Origin of the sequence: Amycolatopsis sp. NPDC049868, assembly GCF_044461365.1 — a bacterium.
GTDB lineage: Bacteria > Actinomycetota > Actinomycetes > Mycobacteriales > Pseudonocardiaceae > Amycolatopsis.
In genome coordinates this window covers 174,639-194,015 of the sequence record NZ_JBITKV010000011.1, presented here as the reverse complement: position 1 = coordinate 194,015, position 19,377 = coordinate 174,639, and the positions used below count along the sequence as shown (strand labels likewise).

Below are 19,377 nucleotides of genomic sequence, written 5' to 3'. Positions count from 1 at the left end.
GTGCCCGGCAGCGCCACACCAGGTGGTGTTGCGGCCGGTTATCGGCCACCGCCACTCTAGGAATATTGCGTCGACCTCGGGCGGGCCGATATCTCAGGTGTAATGCGCGGAGAGGCCAGGGCCGACCTAGGCATGGTCGCGGTCAGGTTGCAGGAAAACCAGCTGGTGCTCGTGAGAGCGCAGGCCGTCGACCAGCGTGCGGCGATGGCTGCGTCCGCCGTCGGGGTGTCGAGGATTCCGGAGACAAGGAAGCCCTAGAAGCTGTATCCGATCTTCACTTCGTGATCCACCAGCCCTCCATCATCAGGCCGTCGCCGCACACTGGCCCGGGACCGGCTTGATCACCACCGCACTGGCCCGCCTGCACCCCAGCTGACCACCGATCACGCGCTGCAGGATATTGTGGAAAACAAGCTCCTTAACTGCCTGAATTTCGAGAATGGGAGGCATCATGGCTAGGTTGAAGCTCGGCATCTTGTTCGGCGGTTCGGGTGAAGAGCACCTCGTCTCCGTCAAGTCGGCGCGTGAGGTAGCCAAGAGCCTCGATACGGCCAAGTACGAACCCTTCTGGATCGGCATCACCCGCGACGGCGCGTGGAAGCTCTGCGACGGCCCGGATGGAGACTGGGAAAGCGGCGACTGCCGCCCGGTCGTGGTGTCGCCGGACCGGAGCACCCGCGGCCTGCTGGTGCTGGACGAGGGTAAGTACGACTCGATCGGCCTGGATGTCGTGCTGCCCGTGCTGCATGGCAAGTTCGGTGAAGACGGCGCGATGCAGGGCCTGCTGGAACTTTCTGGCATCCCCTATGTCGGCTGCGATATCCCGAGTTCCGCAGTGTGTATGGACAAATCGCTGACCTACACCGTGGTCAGCAACGCCGGAATTGCCACCCCGAAATTCTGGATCGTCAACTCCGACGCGGATGTCGACCCCGACCAGCTCAACTACCCCGTTTTCGTGAAGCCAGCCCGGTCCGGTTCCGCCTTCGGGGTCAGCAAGGTGTCCAGCAAGGAAGAACTGTCCGCAGCGCTGACCGCTGCCCGGGAATACGACGCGAAGGTGCTGATCGAGGAAGCCGTGGTCGGAAGCGAGGTCGGTAGCTCCATCCTGGGTAATGGTTCGGAGTTGCTGATCGGCGAGCTGGACCGGGTGGCGCTCACGCACGGATTCTTCAAGATTCACCAGGAAGCCTCGCCGGAAACCGGCTCCGAGAACTCATCGTTCATTTGCCCCGCTGATATCTCCGACGAGTCGCGCGATCTAGTGAAGGAAACCGCGAAGGCCATTTACCGCGCGCTGGGCTGCCGCAGTCTGGCTCGGGTGGACCTGTTCGTCAAGGAAGACGGCAGTGTAGTGCTCAACGAGGTGAACACCCTGCCGGGGTTGACCTCCTACAGCCGTTACCCGCGGATGATGAAGGCCGCCGGCTTCTCGCTGACCGAGGTGATCGATCGGCTGGTGTCGTTGGCGCTGGCCGACAAGTGACCATGCACGAGAATTTCACCTTCGTTGACGAGCTGGTCCCGGGAATTCGCCGGGACGCCCAGTACGCCACATAGCCGTCCACCGGCAAGCCAGTGGACGGCTATGTGGTCAGCCAACCGGATTGTCGGCACGAAAGCGCTGTGCGCGGCCCTGAACAAGGCGCTGTCGAGCTAGGTTTCGGACTGCTGCTCTGGGACGGTTACCGACCGCAGCGCGCGGTGGACAATTTCGCCCGCTGGGCGCAGGAGCCGGAGGACGGTCGCAAGAAGCAACGGCACTACCCGAACATCGACCGCTCCGCGATGTTCGAAAAGGGCCATGTGGCCACCAAATCCGGCCACACCCGGGGCAGCACCGTTGACCTGACGATCTATCACCTGGCCAGCGGTGAGCTCGCCGCCATGGGCGGTGACCACGCCGTGATGGACGAGATTTCCCATCACGGCGCCGCGGGTATCACGACGGAGGAACCCAGAACCGGCAGTGCCTGCGCGACATCATGGAGACCAGCCGCTTCATCACCTACGACTGCGAATGGCGGCACTACACGTTGCAGGACGAGCCCTATCCCGACACGTATTTCGATTTCCCGATCGAATAGCGAACTCCCTGGGGGGGAGCTGATGCAGGTCCGACCGGTACGCCCCACCGACGCCGCGGCCGTCAACGGGCTGCTGCACCAGCTGGGCTACCCGCAGGATGACGTCACGGTGACTCGGTGGCGCATCCAGACCTGGCCGGAACTACCGACCAGCGCCGCCTATGTCGCCGAGGCCGATGGCAAGTTGCTGGTCAGGCCGCCGTGCACGTGTTCCCGTTCTTCGAGCGCACCGGCAACAGAGGTCGGATCGTGGCGCTGGTCGTCAACGAGCAGGCTCGCCGCCGCGGCATCGGTGACCATCTGATGACCGCGGCCGAATCGTTCGCCGCCCCGGCACGGGTTGCATCCGGCTGGAGCTCACCAGCGCCGACCGGCGCGATGACGCGCACGCGTTCTTCCGCAGGATCTTGGCCGGGCGCTGGACCCTAGCGTGTCGAAGGCAGGCGCGGACGAACGTTTCCACGGTCTTCCAGGTGGGCATGCCGGCTCGGTTGAACACATCACTGATCGTGGACTTGCTGATCGAGTGTTCCTCTAATTCGGCGTGTGTGACCAACTTGGCATACGACGGCTTGCTGGTAGCCGCATACAGCTCATCTAACGCATCATGCAGATCCGGTTCCCCGGTGGCCGCCGAAGCCAGTTGGCTGGGGCAACCGACACGCCCGGAGTCCGAGCTGCCCTTCTCGAGGCGGGGCATTTATCACCTACCTGGTCGGCGCGCCGACGATACCGACGACGGGCACGACCTTACTGGTAGATCACGTCGATGACCGTATCGTCCGGCGTTCGGATTGCGTCCGGTCCGGACGACTCCTCGCATGAGCCGGCCCAGGATCGTGCCATGGCTCATCATTTCGATGTCTCGGCAGGCAAAGCATGCATGGTGGGCGTCGGCACCGTCGCCGCCGTTCAGATCCCCATGTTCATAGTCGCCGCCTGCTGTGTGATGCTCATGCTTGTCGCCGTCCTCGCGCTCATCGGCACCCTGGCCAGGAACAGGTGGCGGCGACATGCCGCATACCGCACGCTCAAACTGCTGCTGGACTTCCTTCACCGGCCAAGCCGATGACCACCTGGCGTCCAAGATGGTACCGAGCCGACAATTGAAGCCTGGCCTATGGCGAAATAAGGGCAATGTTGTGGGACACCACGCTCTACAAGCGGCTCGGAATCCGTGTCGCCACGATTACGGCCGGATCGCATCTGTTCCTACGCGGTGGGACTCGTCGCTAGAGTGATGTCGTGCTGTCACGATCAGACTCAGCGGTGTTATCGATTACAACTCGCGACGAGAGTTGTGGACGATGTCTCCCACAATCCTGAAGGCCGCACCATAGGGAAGTTCGAAAAACTCTCGATCAGCTCGAACCCGATGATCGGCCAGAGCCTGATGAACAGCTCGTTCCACCTGCGGTGCGTTCTGAACCACCCATACAGCGCGGACGCCGTACGGTTCCAGTATGCCGGTGGCGCTGTTGATCTTCTTGACTCGCTGTTCAACAGTGCGCTCTGTGTAGCCGATCTTCAGCAACCGTGGACTTGATCGCGTGGACAGGATGTAGACGTAACCGGTCGCACTTCCACCGAAGTACCCATCTGGTCTTGGGTTCAGGAACCTTTGGATCGTGGAGAAGAATCCGGCTTCGATGAGTTGATGGCGTGCCGCTAACGCTTGCGGGGCATCCTGATCAAGCATCGCTCGACGAAGATTCCTCAGTTCGTTCGAGATATCTCGGCAGCGTTTCCGACCCGGACGTCCGAGTTGCGTCCACACGGTAAACCAGTCCCACTGGTCCTGTTTGCAGCTGCGCGTAAAGAGCCCCTTAACTTCCGAAAGAGCGTCGGCCACCTGTGGATCCAGGTGTTCGGTGGGCTTGAACAGATCTGTCGAGTTGAGTAGCTCTAACACCGCCTTAGCCGCTTGGTGGCGTCGTTTTTGGCTCTCGGGCTTCACAGGTGCCATCCCGAATCCCCACTTCTGGTGTATCCGCATGCCGCGCATCCCTCCCGCTCGCCGTCACAACTCTATGCGAACCGTTTAAGGTAACGGTCGGTGAGGCGCCTATTCGTCGTGGGTTGGGCGTCGGGGCCGGAGCGGTACAACGGGCCGGGAGGTTCTGTTCGCGAGCCTCGCGGAGCAGCTGGTTTTCCAGCGTGAGCGCGTTGATCGTGCGGACCAGGGCTGGCACGTCCGCGCGAAGTTGCTTGAGTTCGGTGTTCTTGTTGGCGATCGTGTTCTTGAGTCGGATGATAGTTGCGCGTGGCCGGTCTTCGACCTCGGAAATGCCGGCGCGTTCACGGACGCGCGTGTAGAACTCGGTCTTGAGGTCGGTGTGTCGTGGGGTGAGCGCGGTGCGTAGGACGCCAGCCTCGTGGGCGAGGGCCACGATCGTCGGGGCGGCGCCGTTGGAGCTCTCCGCTCTGCCAGCCAGGATGCGGGATGCGATCGCGTCGTCAGGTGCGGGGCTCATCCGGTGATGTCCTCTAGCGTGGTCCGGATCTGGTCGTGGGTGTCGACACAACCGGATTGCGCCGCAAGCCGGATCAAACGACAGAACCCGGCATCCGCGAGCCCGAGACGCGCCCGAGAGGTCTGAAACAGTCCGACACCAGGCGACACACACCGACACCGTGGACACCTCGCGACCAGACGAAAAGGTCTTGTTCGGCATCACTCGACACCGTCCGACACGCCCAAGTGCCGACTCTTAACCAGCTGGTTGCCGACGGCAGCTTCCTGGAGAGGATTGTGACCACGAAGATCCAGCAGCAGTATCCCCCACCGCCCTGACAAGCGGTGAAAGGGTACGGTGTCAAGCAGAGCTGTTACGGACCACGTCTGACGTGCCATCTGGCATACGGTCGTTCGTTGGACGGGCGTCACAGTCGATACTGCATCGCTCTAGAGCCCTGACACGAAGAAGCCCAGACCACCTGGTCTGATCACCGCCTGACGCCGGAGCGTTCCTGCCTTGTCGGGTTTTGTCGGTGCTGGATGTCATGATCTCCACGCTCAAGATCTACTTGAGCTGGGTGGGTACCCGGCTGGGCTGCGTCGTCCATAACTGCGCTGCCCAGCGCCCATGCTTAGCCGTCAGCATTCGCCGGAGGTCGTGTCTGCCGCCCTGACCGCTACGTGGCAGGGTGTTCTTGTTCTGGCGATTCCGGGGCCGAGGAGATGACGGCGGCGAGTCGCTCGGCCGCTGTTTGGGCGGTGCCTTCCTCGGCGGCCTCCACCATCACGCGTACAAGCTGTTCGGCACCAGAGGGACGGATCAGAACCCGGCCGTGGTCGCCGAGCTCGAGATTCGTCTTCTCGACTGCGTCACGGACCTCCGCTGAATTGACGATCGCGGTCTTGTCGTGAACCGTCACGTTGACTAGAACCTGCGGCAGGCGATGCATGACGCTGGCGAGTTCGGCAAGCGGCCGGCCGGTCGACACGACCCTGCTCATCACGAGCAGAGCGGTGAGCAGCCCATCACCGGCCATCGGGCTCCTGCGGAGCTCCTCCACCGTCTCAGGGCCGCCCACCGGCCGCTCGGCGCCGGTGGTACGAGCCCCGACCGGGATCAAGCCGCTGCTCCGGCTCTCGGACGACCTGCCCGGTCAGCAACGCGCAGGTGCCGTGGCGGCACTGACAACCGCGGGCCGGACCGATGTGCTCGGTTTCGTCGACGCACACGGACGGCTTCCGGCCGATGCGCGAGCGAGGTGCGCTACTCGGTGATCGTGCCGCTTCTGCACTCAGTGATCTCGCCGTTGTCCCAGCTGCACGCAGACCAGTAAACGTAATCGCCGTTGGGAACGTTTCCCACGCCCATGCAATAGCCGTTGCCGCTGTAGACATGTTTGTAGTACTCCTTCCCGGTGGCGTGGTTCTTTACCCGCAGGGATACAGACCGTCCGTCGCCGAACGTGTCCTGAATGAAGAAGTTGTCCTTGTCCGTACTTCCGTCGTAGTCATGCCACTCGACCGTGCCCGCGTAGCCGCCCTCGCCGTCAGGAATCGACCAACTCTTGGTCGGCGACCAGCACGTCGGCGATTGGGCCTCTGGGGCCTGGGCTGTTGTGGTAGCCGCATTGGCCGAGGCTGGCGCATACAAGGCAGCGGTGGCGAGAGCCACGAAGACTAAACTGAAACGTGTTCGATTTTTCATCCTGCACTCCCGAGTCTTCTAGATTACTTCATCCGACGCAGTGTCGACCAGCAGCTTGATGCCGCTGATGATCGCGGCTGCCACTAAAGGATGGAGCGACCGACCGGACTGGGCCACACCTTTGCGCCCTGCCGAAAACAGTCTCGTGAGGACTGACTGTTGCCACGCTCCGAGCCAGACAACGCCGCACGTACGCGAGACGTTTCGCTCCTGCTCCGGCACACAACCGGGGCACACATCACGACATATGGAACTTGTGGGTGCGGAGAACTGTGTCACGTCATGCGACCTGCTGATATTCGTGGATCAGGCCCGCCGAGGTGATCATGCCGACGAACCCGTCCGACTCCAGTCGTCCGGCCGGGAACCTGCCCTCGATCGGGCGGATGCTGGTCCAAGGAGCGATGGGGCTGATGCTGGTTGAAGTGATCGACATACTCGGCCAGCACCTGCTCTGGATGACGCCGGCTGAACGACATTCACAACGCGGCGCTGACTTTCGGATCGAGGACGACGTGAGGCGCGGTGGTGAGCAGCGCGGCGGAGCCACGACCGGAGCTGGCCAGCACTGCGCACTGACCCCGGCCACAGGCATCCATGGTGCGCTATGGGCCATCGCCGACGAGTCCCTGGAGTACGGCGAGACCGGTTTGTTTGGCAGTCAGATAGGGACGGACATCGTGGGCCTTGGCGCCGTTGTGAACCAAGACGTCCCGGACTTCCGGCCCGAACAACGGAGCCAGGGCCTTGGTTAAGGCCACGATATCGCCGTCATCCGCGACATTCGTCCAGCGGCGGATTCCGGTCGGCCAGCGGCCACGGCCTTCCTTTGGCCGAGGAAGCAGCCGGTCGAAGATCAGTTTGGGCACGCCGAGCGGCGAGCCGAGCGTCACGAACGTGCTCACGCCCAGGCCCGGCATTGCACACAGCGCCTCGTACGCGACGACGGAACCCAAAGAGTGGCCCACAATGACCCGTGTCTCCGCTGTCATCGCGGCGAGGACCCGACGCTGGATCCGTTTCCGGATTCCCGCGTCTGCGAAATAGGCGTGGGTCTGCTTGAGGTTTCCGATCAATACACGTTCGGCCAATCCGCCGAAGAACACCGATCCGCTGAGGGCGTGAAGGGCCCGTTGCACCCATTGAGGCGTGCGCCCTCGCGTGCCCGAGGACGAATCCTCCACTCCCCGCTCCGTTCGCGCAGCTTCGTACCACCAAGTACGCAGAAGATCCCGCTCGAGCGGGTCGGCCAGATCGGTCACGTCGTAGTCCGGGACGTCGAGGCCACGAGACCCTGCGGGCCGGAATAGATCGCCGTAGAAGGCGACCGCCACGTCGGCGACTTCCAGCCGTCCGCCGGCGAGCGCAACTCCGTCGCAGAGCGCGGGAGCGCAGGCGGCTCGCAGTGACTCGGGGCCTCGGTACTGCTGGGCGATGCCGTGGACCAGGAGCACCTTGCTCATGTGCCGGCTTCCCTGACCCAGTCGCTGAGGTGCATGGCGACGATGCCCATGCTCGTCGACACACAGATGTCTCCTTCCGGAAGCACCACGATGTCGGTTGGGGTCACGTTGAGCTGCACGTTGGCGACTGTCTGTTCCCCTGCCTGGCACCAGACGCGGAGAGTCCCGTCGCCTCCGCCGACGACGAGGACGGAATGACCGTGCATCTCCGTGGCCGCCAGACAGCTCACCCACTTGTCCATTCGCGGCACCTTCGTGCTGACCTCCCGAGCATCGGTGGGATTCCAGGCCCGGATGACGCCGTCGTGGTCGCCCGTGAACACGAGAGCCTGGTCACCTCGGACGCCGAGCACCGCGGCGTGCACGGAGCCTTCATGCCCAGCAAGGGGTGGCCCGAGCGGTTCGAGCGTGTCCAGGTTCCACAATCGCGCTGTCGAGTCCAAGCTCGCGGTCAGCAAGATTGGGAGGCCCGCAAGATCGGCCGCGACCACCGAGTTGATCCTTCCGGTGTGACCGGTCAGTTCGGCCAGGAGCGAATGCGACTTCAGGTCCCATACCTGCAGATCGGCGCCGGCCGCGGTAGCGACGACCGCCCGCCCGCCACGTCTCGCCGTGGCCAGGATTCTAGACTCGTCGAAGATCACTGTCGGAGGCTGGTGCCGCGACCACTTGACCTTTTCCCGACGCCCCGCCAGATCCCAGATCCTGGCTGTCCCGTCGATCATGCCGACGGTGACTGCGACCGGACCGTCGGAGTCGATGAAGCCTACTCCTCCGACATAGCGTTTGTGTCCGTTGAGCACCGGATCGATCACCGCACCGGAGTGGACATCCCGGATCCGCAAAGTGCCGTCCTCCCCGACCGAAAACAAGACCGTCCGGCCGTCCACGGTCCCGACCGTCAGGGCGAATGTGTCGTTGTCCGCGCCGTGCAGCGCATCGCCTATCTGGCGGAAGCTGTCCAGCGACCAGAGCCGGACTTGCTCCACGCCACAGGATATGACGACGGTGTCCGTGTCGAGCGAAGCGGCGTTGACAGCTTTCAGCCGGAAACTGTCGCCGGGAAGCGGGGGTCCCAGCTGACGATGTTCGTTCAAGTCCCAGACGCGGATCTCTGCGTCGGAGCTGCCGGTGACGGCGATTGGCTTGCCGTCCCGCTCGGCGAACGCCGCGTAGGCGATCCGATTCGTGTGCCCGATCATCTCCTGACCGACCTTCTGTCCGGCGCCAAGGTCCCACAGCATCAGGCTGTTGTCATTTCCCGCGAACAAAGCGATCGCCTTGGCGTCAAGAGAGCCGACAGCGATCACTCCCCACCGATCCAAGGTCGGCTGCACGATGGAGATCTTCCTGCGTTCGGCGAGGTCCCACACCGTCGCATGACCTTCGATGGTCGCCGCGATCACGGCGGCGCGGCCGTCCACCTCCGTGAACGCGAGCAGGTCGACGTTCGCGCTGTGTCCTGAAAGGGGCTCGCACAGCAGTGTGCCGTTCCGGGGATCCCACAGCCGGACCGTGCCGTCTTCACTCCCCGTCGCGAGCACCGGCTCGCCACCCACCCGGGCCAGGAGGATCGCCCGTACCGGACCCGTGTGCCCAACGAGCGGTGGCCCGACCGCCCGCCTCGTCCGGAGATCCCAGATCCGGATGACTGCGTCTTCGTCACCGGTGACGGCGACCGGCATGCCGGCGCTCTCCCCTAGCGCCACGGCGCCCACGGTGGCCCGGTGCCCCGACAGGGGTGGCCCGTCCTGTCGGCCGCCGGAGTCGAGGTTCCAGACCACGGCGGCAGTGTCCTCACCTCCAGTCAAGGCGAGGTTGCGTCCGTTCACCCGGCCGAGGGTCAGGCTGGCCACCGCGCCGGTGTGGCCGATGAGCGGCTGATCCGCAGTGAGGTCCCAGATGCGAGCGGTACGGTCAGCTCCGCCCGTGATGGCGATGGGCCGGCGGTCGACGGCGCCGAGCACGACGGCGTCGATGTAGCTGTCGTGGCCTGCGAGTGGTTGTCCGAGTTGCTGCCGCGAAGCGAGATTCCACACCCGGCACGAATCGTAGACACAGCTGATGGCAATCGGGATACCGTCCAGGACACCCGAGGTCAGTGATCTGACCGCCATGTGCGGATGCGCGATGAGCGGCTCCCCGACCTGCTGGCGACTGCCCAGGTCCCACAGACCGATTGTTCCGTCACCGCTGCCGGTCACCACGGCCGTGCGGCCGTCCAGCGTGGTCAGGGCGACGGCGGTGACGGCCCTCCGGTGACCGATCAGCGGCTCGCCGAGCTGACGCTGGCTTTCGACGTCCCAGACCCGCACGCGGCGGTCGTCGCCTGCGGTGAGCGCGATCCGCTTCCCGTCGAGCTCGGTCCAGGTGACGGCGTTGACCGGCCGGCAGTGGTCCGTGAACGGCTCGCCGATCTGCCGACCCGTGTCCAGATCCCACACCCGGGCCGTTCCATCCTTGCTCGCGCTGACGGCGATGGTCCGGTCCCCGATGGCGCCGAAGACCACTGAAGTGATCTCGTTCGTGTGCCCGCGGAGCGGCTCGCCGAGTTGCCGACCGGATGAGATGTCCCAGATGCGGAGCCGGCCGTCGTCCCCGCCGGTCAGCGCGACCGAGTACTCGCCGAGCTCGCCGACCGCCAGCGCCGTGACCGATATGCTGCCGTGCGGCAGCGGCTCCCCGAGGGACCGCTGGGTGATGAGGTCCCAGATCCGAGCGGTGCCGTCGTCCCCGCCCGTCAGCACGACCGGCCGCCCGTCCAGCTCTCCGGCGGTCAGTGCGCGGATGCCGCGCTCATGGCCGACAAGCTGACGGTGCACGCCTGTGGGAGACCACCACGCCCAGCGCGTCCGCCACGGCATCGGCAGCGCGAGCCGGTCGATGCCTTCGGCCAACTGGATCGCGCCACAGCGGCGCGCCGAGAGCTGGAGGTAGGCGGCACATTCTCCGACTGACAAGGTGCCGCCCAGCTGGTGGGCCGCCTGCTCGTAGGAGTTCCTGGCCTGCTGCGCTGGCGGAGAGACGACGTGGGGGAACGCCCGCAGCAGGGCCAGTTGCTCCGCGACCAGCAGGAAACTGGGGTCGTGCACGAGTTCGTCGAGCCGGCCAACCGCCGCGGCGGCGTGGGTCGCCAGGTGGGCGCGCAAGTACTGGTGCGCGGAGAACCAGTCCGGTCGGCCGTCGGCGTTGCGGGAAACGGTGGCGAGCAGAGCGCTGACGATACGGTCTTGGGCGACCGCCACTCCCGCTCGGTAGACCGCGCGAAGGTGTTCGGCCAGCGCCTGGTGGTAGAGCCGGTACACCGACCGGCCCTGGTCGGTTACCTCCGCGACGTACGCGGCGGCCTTGTCAAGGAGCCAGTCGATGTCATCATCGCCGACGGACCGCCGCCACAGCGCTTCCGCCGTGGCGATCCACAGCAGCCCTCGCGGGAGCCCCTGTCCTTCGGCGAACGCCAGCGGTGTGAGTAGTGCCCGGACCCGGCTTTCGTCCGGACCGAACCTCGACAGGTAGTCCTCGAACGCCTCACCGATCTCACTCGGCAGGTCTTCTTCCCAGTTCGGCCGGCTGACGTCCATGACGTCGTCACCCGAGCGGAGACCGCGTGCCGTCATACGAGCCACGAGGAAGACGCCCGCCGCCCGGCCGGCCACCGCGTCGCCCACCGTCCGAGCCAGCTCGAAGCGCCCGCGGTAAGGCGTCGTCACCTCGGGTTCGTTCTCCGCCAGAAGCAGCTTCGTTACGTACTCGGCGATGTCGTCCTCGCCCAGATAACCGTCGTTGTCCAGGTTCAGCACCTGGAACGAGGCACCTAGACTGCTCACGAGCTCCGCGCGCGTACCGACGAGCAGTCGCACGCCTGGTATCTCCGACATCGGCCGCAGCAGTTCGCGAGCGATTCTCCGCGGCTCGCCCTTCCCGCCCGCGTCCGCGGCCGTGCCGGAGCCGGCTTCGTCGAGCGCGTCCACCACGATCACCAGCGGACCGCCGTCCCGCGCGCGGAGGCTGATCTCCCGCAGCAACTGCCCCGGACCGTCCACTTCCGCGCCGATCGCGGAGGCGATCTGCTGGACGATCTCCGGGAGGAGCTTGTGCCGCGAATGCACCGCCGCCTGGACGATTCCCGGCGGCACCTGCGTTCCGGCGGGATCCGTTTCGTACAGCAGGCTTCGCCGGTACGCGGGATCGGACATGGCAACGATCCGCCCGACCACCGCGGATTTCCCGCACCCGGGGGTGCCGGTGACGACCCGCCCCTTGCCGTCGGGGCTGTCAGCGACGAGCCAGGCTACGAGTTCCGCGAGGATCCGTCGCCGACCGTGGAAATACAGGCCTGGCTCGGAGTCGAACTCCACGCCACGCGCCCTGGGGCCGAAGTGGTCATGGAGGTCCCGCTTGGCGAGCAGCCGCTGCAGTTCCAGGTCGGTGTCCTCGGCGGGAAGGTTGTGGCGGAATCCCACGTTGTCGAGAAAGGGCGCGAGCCCGGTGACCATCCCGGCCGCGAGTTCGGCCCGTTGCCGCAAGCCGAGCTTCCGGAACCGTTGGTTGACCGAATCGACGACGTCGATCAGATCCAGGAAACGCTGCCGCTGCCCGGTTCGCTCGCGAACTTCGTGCAGAGCAGGAAGCAAGGATTCCATGAAGGTGCCGTCGCCAGCTTCGTCTTTGGCTCGCGCGGACGACAACAACCAGACCCCGCCAGAACCGTCATTGTTGAGCTGCCGGGAGATCGTCCGGAGGACCAGCTGGGCACCGTCGGCCGCGCCGGTTCCGCCATAGCAGGTGTCGAGGACGACGAGCAGATTCCGCAGCCCGGTCCGGGTCAGGATCCGGACCAGGTCCTCGGTGGCCAGGGCGGTCGCCGCCGGATCATCGTCACTGCTGTCCCAGCACATGAGGTAGTGGCGGTCGCGATCGGCGACCAATCCGTGGCCGGCGAAGTAGAACACAACCACGTCGTCGGCACCCAGCGCGGCGTCTTTCGACCATCCGCTCAACGACGAACGCACGTGCTCCGCGGTCCAGTAGTTCCCCATCCCCTGAAGCGCGCGTTCATACCCGAATGTCGCCAGGAGATCGGCGAGGCATTCGGCGTCGCTCGACGACCTCGTCAACTGCTCGTCCGGAGGTAGTTCCTTGTGCCGGTTCACGGCCATGCTGACGAAGTAGCGCCTTCCCCGTACCGGTTCGGCAGCGCCACCGGCCATGGACGCCCTCCCGTTCCCGACCATTGGAAGGGACCAGTCAACATGACGAGGGCCCGGATTCAAAGGTGAAGCCGCTCCAGGTCGCTCGACCAGATCAAGCTCTGTCAGAACAGCGATGCGTACCGTAATGTAGATACGACGCCGAATAGGTCGTTATACACTAGGACAAGACCTAGCGCTTCGGCGAGGTTCCGTTGCACATCGTGTAGAAGACGGCCTCAGCGAACGCCCTTTGCTCCTCCGGAGCCGTTGCCCACTCCGGGGTGTGCGTGACGATGTCCGGGATCCTCCGGCCGTCCGGCGCGCCTTCCTTCGCCCTGTAGTACGGGCACACATACGGCGCCGCGCCCCGGCCAGCGTTGAGCGCGGCAAACGACGCGGGGTACTTCACCTGGTGATCGTCGAGGTAGATCAGGAACCCGCGCACGTCCGGGTCGGCGACCGTGAGCGGCGGCACGATGCCCTGATCGTTCGAGACGACCTGAACACTCGGCGCTGTGAACTCCGGCGCAGAATTCGCGGTGGCTGACGCAGTCTCGGATGGCGCCGGTGACGGCGTGAAGATCTGGATCCCGCCGACGATCGCCGCCGCGAGTACCACCGCGGCGGCTCCGACGATGGTCGCCGTGCCCACGCGTCCTTGCGCCACTCCCACACCTCCATCGTCTCCCTGGTCCTTGTCGCCTCAGCGGGCTGGCTCGTTACCCGAAGACGGTGACAACGAATCGGCATGATCGTGTGCGTGCCGATCGAACACGACCTACATGGCCGCCGTTGCCCTTTTCGTGCCACTACGCATGCGCGACCGAGGGCGTTGCGGGCGGCCTCGACAAGCTCATACGAGGGCGAAGGCCCGCGAGCGCGCGCCTGACGATCAGCCGAGCGTGGTCGACGACTTTCTCGGCGAACTGCTCGAACTCCCGACCGGAGAACCACTGCGGATTCCTGTTTCCCGATGGCACCAGAATAGGGAATCCGCAATTCCCCACTCAACAGCCCCGTCGAGTATGCAAAACCTTGACAGTACAACTTTACGATTGGTAGACAAGTCACGGTTATTCTCACATCGAGGGGCAGAGAGACGCTATTAGTTCAACTTGTTCGAACCGTGCATCCGTTGCGATCACATCTCTTACGGAAATCGTAGTGCAGCAGATCGCCCGTATACCTCATGTTCACTCGACTTGCTTCAGACCGTCAGGCACCCAGGAGGCCTGACGCGGTACGCCGCACAGCACGGCGACAGCCACCCGCGTACGACCACCCGTGGAAGTCGCAGACCACACGCGGAGGCGGGTGACCGCTTCAGATACCCGCCCCTTGAAGCGCCTTGATGTCGCTCGAATGACACATTCGCAGACGAATCCGCACTCCACATGTGCGGCCATGAAGACAAGCTGAGTGGTCTACCGACCGTGCGCACCAGCGCGCGGCACCACAAGACGGCCTTAATCCGGTCGATCAACACAGGGCAAGCGCTACGCCGCCAGCGATTTACAATTTCAACTAGGAGGGCATTTGTGATGACTAAACAGCATCGGTCACGAAGATTCTTCTCGCTGATCGCAGCAATATCGGTTATCGGAGCCACTTTGAGCGGCACTGCGGCATCCGCTGACACGACCGGCCCGGGGACAGGCTTCGGTAAGGCTGGGCAGACTGCGAGTCAGACAGGGCCGGATTGTGCGAACCTGCAGATCGGCGCGGGCCGGAGCGGGACTGTGGCCTGTCTGACGAGTCCTGAGAGTCTTCCCGATCAACCCCGTCGAAGGGAGGCGCTACAGCGGCAGTTGGCCGCGCCTGCCGCTGTGGTGTGTACCGCGAAGGATCAGTTGTTCTTCAACCGGACGGAGTCCTGTCTGTTCGAGGAGGTCGCCTACAAGCTCATCGACCTGCAGACCGGCAAAGAGGCTGGCTTTGGGGACATGGCTGTCCGGTCCCTGGTGACCCTGGACGTGCGGACCAGGACGTGGACACAGCGGATCAACGCGACCGTGATGATCGCGGAAGGCGCCGCCAAACTGGGAACCGTCGCCTACGCGACCGCGACGTGCTCGAGCGGGTGCACCACCACAGCGTCGGCGACCAAGAGTCTGCCATTCAACGTCGCAGTGGACTTCGACTACCAGGTCACGTCGGCGGGCGCCAACCTGGAACAGCTGAAAGTGTTGCCCGTCTTCACCTTCCAATCGGTGTCGCCTTCGATTGGAGGACCGTTGCGTGAGGAGATCGGCACAGCCGTCGACGTGCGCTGCGACAGCACCCCGAACGTCGGGCCGAACACGGGCGGATGCGTGTATGCCCAGTTCACCCCGACCTACGACGTGTCCACCCTCAACAACGACACCGCCCAGGTCGCCTGGCACATCCAGTGGGCACAACGCAACCTCGCCGGCAAGTGGGGCAGGAAAGGATTCGGGCCCGAGCTCACGCGCACCATGGACAGCGCGTTGATCACCGCCAACCGGAACGCCGCCTGCCCGGCTAGCATCCCGCGCCCGGTAGGGAAATCGTGCGACGAGTACCCGTTCGCCAGCACCTACCAGGGAGGTTCGCTCAACCCGGATCACTCCTGCTACATGGTGCCCGCGACCCAGAACAGCCTCGAGGGCAGCCGCTACCGCCGCCCCTGGTACGCCGCCAACCGCGTGCTGGACAAGGACAAGTTCTGGGTGAACGTCGTCCTGCCCGCCGGGATCACCGAACAGGAAATCACCGAGAAGACACAAGCGTTCGTGAAATGCCCGGGATAACCTAGACACAAAGCTCGATGGGGTGGGGCCGCACAGCGGTCTCACCCCTGTCACGTTCCCGCACAAGGAATAGAGACCGATGCCTGCCACGATGCTCGACCGCACCACCGGCACCCTGACCATCGAGGACAACACTTTCTCGCTCGGAGACCGCAACGATCCGCAGAGCCCGCTCTACCACGTCGGCGCCCTGCCCTCCCCACGCGTCACAGGACTTCTCGCCACAGCCCCGGGGTTTGTCGCGGTCACCTGCGGCATCCACCTCGGCGACCTCACCATCACCGCCGAGATTTGGGACGGTTCTCCCGAACCCGACCTCGCTTCCTGGGAGGACGTGGCCGAAGTCTCGGTCACCTGGTCCATCGCCGAGATCGCGGTCTGCGGAACCGAAGCCGATGGCGCCATCGACATCCCCATCACCCTGCCATCAGCCGCGAACGGCAGCTTCCGCGTACGGGACTCCGTGCGCCACCGCGACGCTGGCGAAGACCGCAGCCTAGACGACCCGCAGGAACACCACCTGATCCAAATTTGGCCGGGCGCCCCAAGCCAAGACGAACTCCTGAAAGCCACCGACAACACCGGCGCACTCTGGCGCACCCACTGACGGATGATATCACGGCGATTCCGGTACGGACGTAGTGAGGTCGAATGGAGAGGCGGCCCAGAGTCGGGTCGGGGCTCGGTGCTCTCATGCTGGGCGTGGCGTTCGGGTTCGGGACGAACCTCGTCACCGCGTCACCCGAGCATTGGTGGGTGCCTTTCCAGCCGATCGACGAGTATGCGCCGATCTGGCTGGCAGCTCTCCTCGTCGCCGTGATCTGCTGGTACGCCACGCGTCGGCTGTGGCGCAAGCGCGTGATCTGGGTTCGGCCGGACAGTCCCTACCCCGGCTTGGAGCCGTACACCGCAGACCGCGCCAAGGTCTTCTTCGGCCGGGGACGAGGAGTCCCGTGCTCTGCTGGACCGGTTGAAACGGGGAGGCAGGGATACGGTGCAGCGGTTCATCCCACTGGTCGACCCATCCGGCAGCGGGAAGTCCTCGCTCCTGCGCGCCGGAGTGTTACCGCGGTTGTCGGTGCGGTGGAGTGTCATCGGTCCGGTCGAACCCGGCGGCAACCCGTTTCTGTCGTTGGCCAACGCCTTGGCGAATCCAGGGGTAGACGGGCACCGTCAGGCAGAACGGTTCGCCAGACTGCTGCGAGACGAGGCCGTCAAGCTACGGGACAGTGCACCTGCTGCCGGGCAGGTGGGAACAGGAACATTGTCCGCCCGCCTCACAACCTTCCAGAGCTCAAAGTCTCGCTTGTTGCTGGTCATCGATCAGTGGGAAGACGTGGTTACCCAGTCCCCTCCGCACGAACGTACGCTGTTCCTCGCGTTGCTGCAGGACGCCGTGACACGTCACCGCGCGTTGCACGTGCTGATCGCGCTCAGGCCGGAGACACTGGCGGAATTCGACACGTCGTTCCCACAGCCACTGCTCGGCACCCCTGTCGCCATCGGTTCCCTGGAACCGCGCTTGTTGAAGGAGGCGATCATGCGGCCCGCGGACGCGGCGGGCATCACCACCTGGACGAAACGATTGAGGCCGTGCGAAAAATGTTCGCGCTCGGGGTTCACGCTGACCGTATCTGTTGCCTCTTACTTCCGACCGGCTATCGCTGTGGAAGAGAGGCGAGTGATGCACACAATCCTGACCCTGCTGGTGGGGATAACCGGAGCCCAGCTGGTATCGCTGGGGACGTTGGCGTTGCGGCTGCGCTGCCTGGTCATGCGTGACCGGCAGCGCCATGACACCTTAACCATGCTCGCGGCCCGACTGCCTGCTGATGGCACGATTGAGCTCGACGACGCCGGACACGGTGGCTGTGTCCGGCTACGCGTCACCAACGGACAACAGGGCAAGCAGGAGAGCGATGTCCGAGCACGAACCCGATGAGGCTCCCCCAACACCCGTCCGGCCGGCACGACCGCCCACGCCCGGCACGGAGGACGACATCACCGCCGCGTTCACCGCGTTCTATCGCGACGTCGTCAAGCAGCTGGTGGGGTTCTTAGTCCTGCAGGGCGCGCAACTGGCCGACGCGGTCGACCTCACCCAGGACACGCTCAGCAAGGCCTACCAGCGGTGGCCCGACCTCGAACACCCCCGCGCCTGGGCCTTCCGGGTCGCCTCCAGGGCGCTGGTCCGCGCGATCGCCAGCATCCCCGAAGATCCGGTCCCCGAGATCCCGGAACCCAGCCCGCTGCTACGCACCGACGCTGACCTTGACCACTGGGAACAACAACACGACATCATCACCGCGCTGGACCACCTGCCACCTCGGCAGCGACAGGTGATGGCCTGGACCATCTACGACCACACCCCCACCGAGATCGCCCACGCACTCGGCATCGAGCCCGCTGCCGTGCGTGCAAACCTCAAGAAGGCCCGCCGCGCTCTCGCTGCCAACCCTCCTGGACGGAGGACGGACCATGACCTCTGACTCCACCCGACATGTTGATCGGTGGCTGGCTGACCAGACCACCGCGCTGCACAACGCCCTCGACAATGTGCTCAACCTCGACGCCGGACTCCGCGACGCCCAACTTCCCGGTCTGCAGACACACCTGAACCGAGCCCTTGACCACGTGCTCGACGCGGAGGCCGGGCTGAACAGCATTCTTCCGCAACCCGCCCCCTCCACCGAGCCCGGAACCGTGCCCAGCAGCGACACCCCCGTGACCACGCTCGACAGGGTCGCGGTCGACCTCGCACTCCGCCCACTCGCCGAACGCCTACTCCTCCGCAGCCAACTTCCCCTCGACGCACTCGCTCTGCTCGAAGTCGTTGCGCAGAGCCATGTCCGCGCCCTCACCCTCGGCGACGACCTCGCCCACTTCGTCGAGCTCGCCCGCATCGACGACCTCGCCCACGTCGTCGAGCTCGCCCGCGTCGACGACCTCAACTACAACGTCGCCGACGCCCGCAACCTGGTTCGCGCCCTCGACAACGCGTACGTCGACCCCGGCTCCCTCGCCCTCGACTACGCCCGCGACCTCGACCGTATTGATGCCGACGACTTGGCCTTCCAGGCCCGCGCCGTCGGCCGCGCCTTCGTCAAAGTCCGCGACTTCGCCCGGAACCTCGTGCGAGCCCTCGACCACGCCCTCGATGTCGCCCACGCCCGCGATGTCGCCCACGCCCGCAACTTCGGCCTTGCCTCTGCCCTCGCCGACGCCCATGGGTGCGCCGTCGACCTCGCCATCGACCTCGCCCGTGCCCTCATCCTCGCTTTCAACCTCGCCCGTGCCGACGCCGCCGCCTCCCGCCACGGCCTCGCCTTCGACCTCGCCCACGCCCTCACCCTCGCCCACAATTCGGGCATTGACGGGCTCAGCGGACGGATTGTCGACCCCCTCGCCCTGTTACGCACTGCGGTCACCGTTGTCACCGGAGCCGACCTCACTGAAATCGACCTTCACAATGTCTACCTCGACGGGCTGCGCTGGTCGGATACGACCCGATGGCCCCATGCCTGGGAAGGGCAAATCCGCAGTGACTCCATCGAGGTGGCACCCGGGCTATACGAAATCCGTACAGGACACAAAGAAAGGGAGCCCTCCGACCCCACCCGAACGTAGCGACCGGGACTGTCTGCGAACGTCCCACGGACAGTCCCCACAGAACTTGAGCAGTTCTCGGTGTGTCTGAGTGT

At 64.9% G+C, this 19,377-nt stretch carries 14 protein-coding genes and 3 pseudogenes; 9 read left to right on the top strand and 8 right to left on the bottom strand.

Going from position 1 to position 19,377, the window contains the following annotated elements; translation table 11 throughout:
* Window positions 1–451 precede the first annotated feature (451 nt).
* The 4 genes and pseudogenes from vanA (at window position 452) to ACIBTM_RS35220 (ending at window position 3,159) form a co-directional block, all read left to right on the top strand.
* On the top strand, window positions 452–1,486 hold the full coding sequence (gene vanA / locus ACIBTM_RS35235) for a D-alanine--(R)-lactate ligase (RefSeq protein WP_395881466.1): 1,035 nt from the start codon (window positions 452–454) through the stop codon (window positions 1,484–1,486).
* A gap of 2 nt (window positions 1,487–1,488) precedes the next feature.
* Window positions 1,489–2,087, top strand: a pseudogene (gene vanX / locus ACIBTM_RS35230) (D-Ala-D-Ala dipeptidase VanX).
* A 117-nt stretch (window positions 2,088–2,204) separates the two neighbouring features.
* Window positions 2,205–2,516, top strand: coding sequence for a GNAT family N-acetyltransferase (locus tag ACIBTM_RS35225; RefSeq protein WP_395881465.1), 312 nt, complete (start codon window positions 2,205–2,207; stop codon window positions 2,514–2,516).
* 340 nt (window positions 2,517–2,856) lie between these two features.
* Window positions 2,857–3,159 carry a hypothetical protein gene (locus ACIBTM_RS35220; protein ID WP_395881464.1) on the top strand — a complete coding sequence of 101 codons (303 nt, stop codon included), beginning with the start codon at window positions 2,857–2,859 and terminating at the stop codon, window positions 3,157–3,159.
* A 207-nt stretch (window positions 3,160–3,366) separates the two neighbouring features.
* Here the strand turns inward: ACIBTM_RS35220 and ACIBTM_RS35215 are convergent, their stop codons facing one another.
* From ACIBTM_RS35215 to ACIBTM_RS35180, 8 genes and pseudogenes are all read right to left on the bottom strand, one after another.
* A complete protein-coding gene (locus ACIBTM_RS35215; protein ID WP_395881463.1) occupies window positions 3,367–4,053 on the bottom strand; it encodes a GIY-YIG nuclease family protein in 687 nt (228 codons plus the stop codon).
* Entirely contained in the window at window positions 4,004–4,561 is a 558-nt protein-coding gene (locus tag ACIBTM_RS35210) for a hypothetical protein (protein WP_395881462.1), read from the bottom strand. The genes ACIBTM_RS35215 and ACIBTM_RS35210 overlap by 50 nt, the downstream gene beginning before the upstream one ends.
* 661 nt (window positions 4,562–5,222) lie before the next feature.
* Window positions 5,223–5,576: pseudogene (locus tag ACIBTM_RS35205) on the bottom strand (phosphoglucosamine mutase); the annotation flags it as partial.
* A 233-nt stretch (window positions 5,577–5,809) separates the two neighbouring features.
* Window positions 5,810–6,250 carry a hypothetical protein gene (locus tag ACIBTM_RS35200; RefSeq protein ID WP_395881461.1) on the bottom strand — a complete coding sequence of 147 codons (441 nt, stop codon included), beginning with the start codon at window positions 6,248–6,250 and terminating at the stop codon, window positions 5,810–5,812.
* Between the two features lie 280 nt (window positions 6,251–6,530).
* Window positions 6,531–6,686 (bottom strand): hypothetical protein, encoded by a 156-nt coding sequence (locus ACIBTM_RS35195; protein ID WP_395881460.1) that lies wholly within the window; start codon window positions 6,684–6,686, stop codon window positions 6,531–6,533.
* Window positions 6,687–6,855: 169 nt separating this feature from the next.
* Window positions 6,856–7,713, bottom strand: coding sequence for a hypothetical protein (locus tag ACIBTM_RS35190; protein ID WP_395881459.1), 858 nt, complete (start codon window positions 7,711–7,713; stop codon window positions 6,856–6,858).
* Window positions 7,710–12,923, bottom strand: a complete 5,214-nt coding sequence (locus ACIBTM_RS35185) for a caspase family protein (protein ID WP_395881458.1) — start codon at window positions 12,921–12,923, stop codon at window positions 7,710–7,712. The genes ACIBTM_RS35190 and ACIBTM_RS35185 overlap by 4 nt, the downstream gene beginning before the upstream one ends.
* A 172-nt stretch (window positions 12,924–13,095) precedes the next feature.
* A complete protein-coding gene (locus ACIBTM_RS35180; RefSeq protein WP_395881457.1) occupies window positions 13,096–13,572 on the bottom strand; it encodes a hypothetical protein in 477 nt (158 codons plus the stop codon).
* Window positions 13,573–14,446: 874 nt separating this feature from the next.
* On the opposite strand from ACIBTM_RS35180, the gene ACIBTM_RS35175 reads away from it, so the two are divergent.
* From ACIBTM_RS35175 to ACIBTM_RS35155, 5 genes and pseudogenes are all read left to right on the top strand, one after another.
* Window positions 14,447–15,676, top strand: coding sequence for a NucA/NucB deoxyribonuclease domain-containing protein (locus ACIBTM_RS35175; RefSeq protein ID WP_395881456.1), 1,230 nt, complete (start codon window positions 14,447–14,449; stop codon window positions 15,674–15,676).
* A 79-nt stretch (window positions 15,677–15,755) separates the two neighbouring features.
* A complete protein-coding gene (locus ACIBTM_RS35170; protein ID WP_395881455.1) occupies window positions 15,756–16,283 on the top strand; it encodes a hypothetical protein in 528 nt (175 codons plus the stop codon).
* Between the two features lie 348 nt (window positions 16,284–16,631).
* Window positions 16,632–17,618: pseudogene (locus ACIBTM_RS35165) on the top strand (hypothetical protein); the annotation flags it as partial.
* Window positions 17,596–18,165 carry an RNA polymerase sigma factor gene (locus ACIBTM_RS35160; RefSeq protein WP_395881454.1) on the top strand — a complete coding sequence of 190 codons (570 nt, stop codon included), beginning with the start codon at window positions 17,596–17,598 and terminating at the stop codon, window positions 18,163–18,165. The pseudogene ACIBTM_RS35165 and the gene ACIBTM_RS35160, both read left to right, overlap by 23 nt.
* On the top strand, window positions 18,155–19,303 hold the full coding sequence (locus ACIBTM_RS35155) for a hypothetical protein (protein ID WP_395881453.1): 1,149 nt from the start codon (window positions 18,155–18,157) through the stop codon (window positions 19,301–19,303). Before ACIBTM_RS35160 ends, ACIBTM_RS35155 begins: the two co-directional genes overlap by 11 nt.
* The last annotated feature ends 74 nt before the right edge of the window (window positions 19,304–19,377 follow it).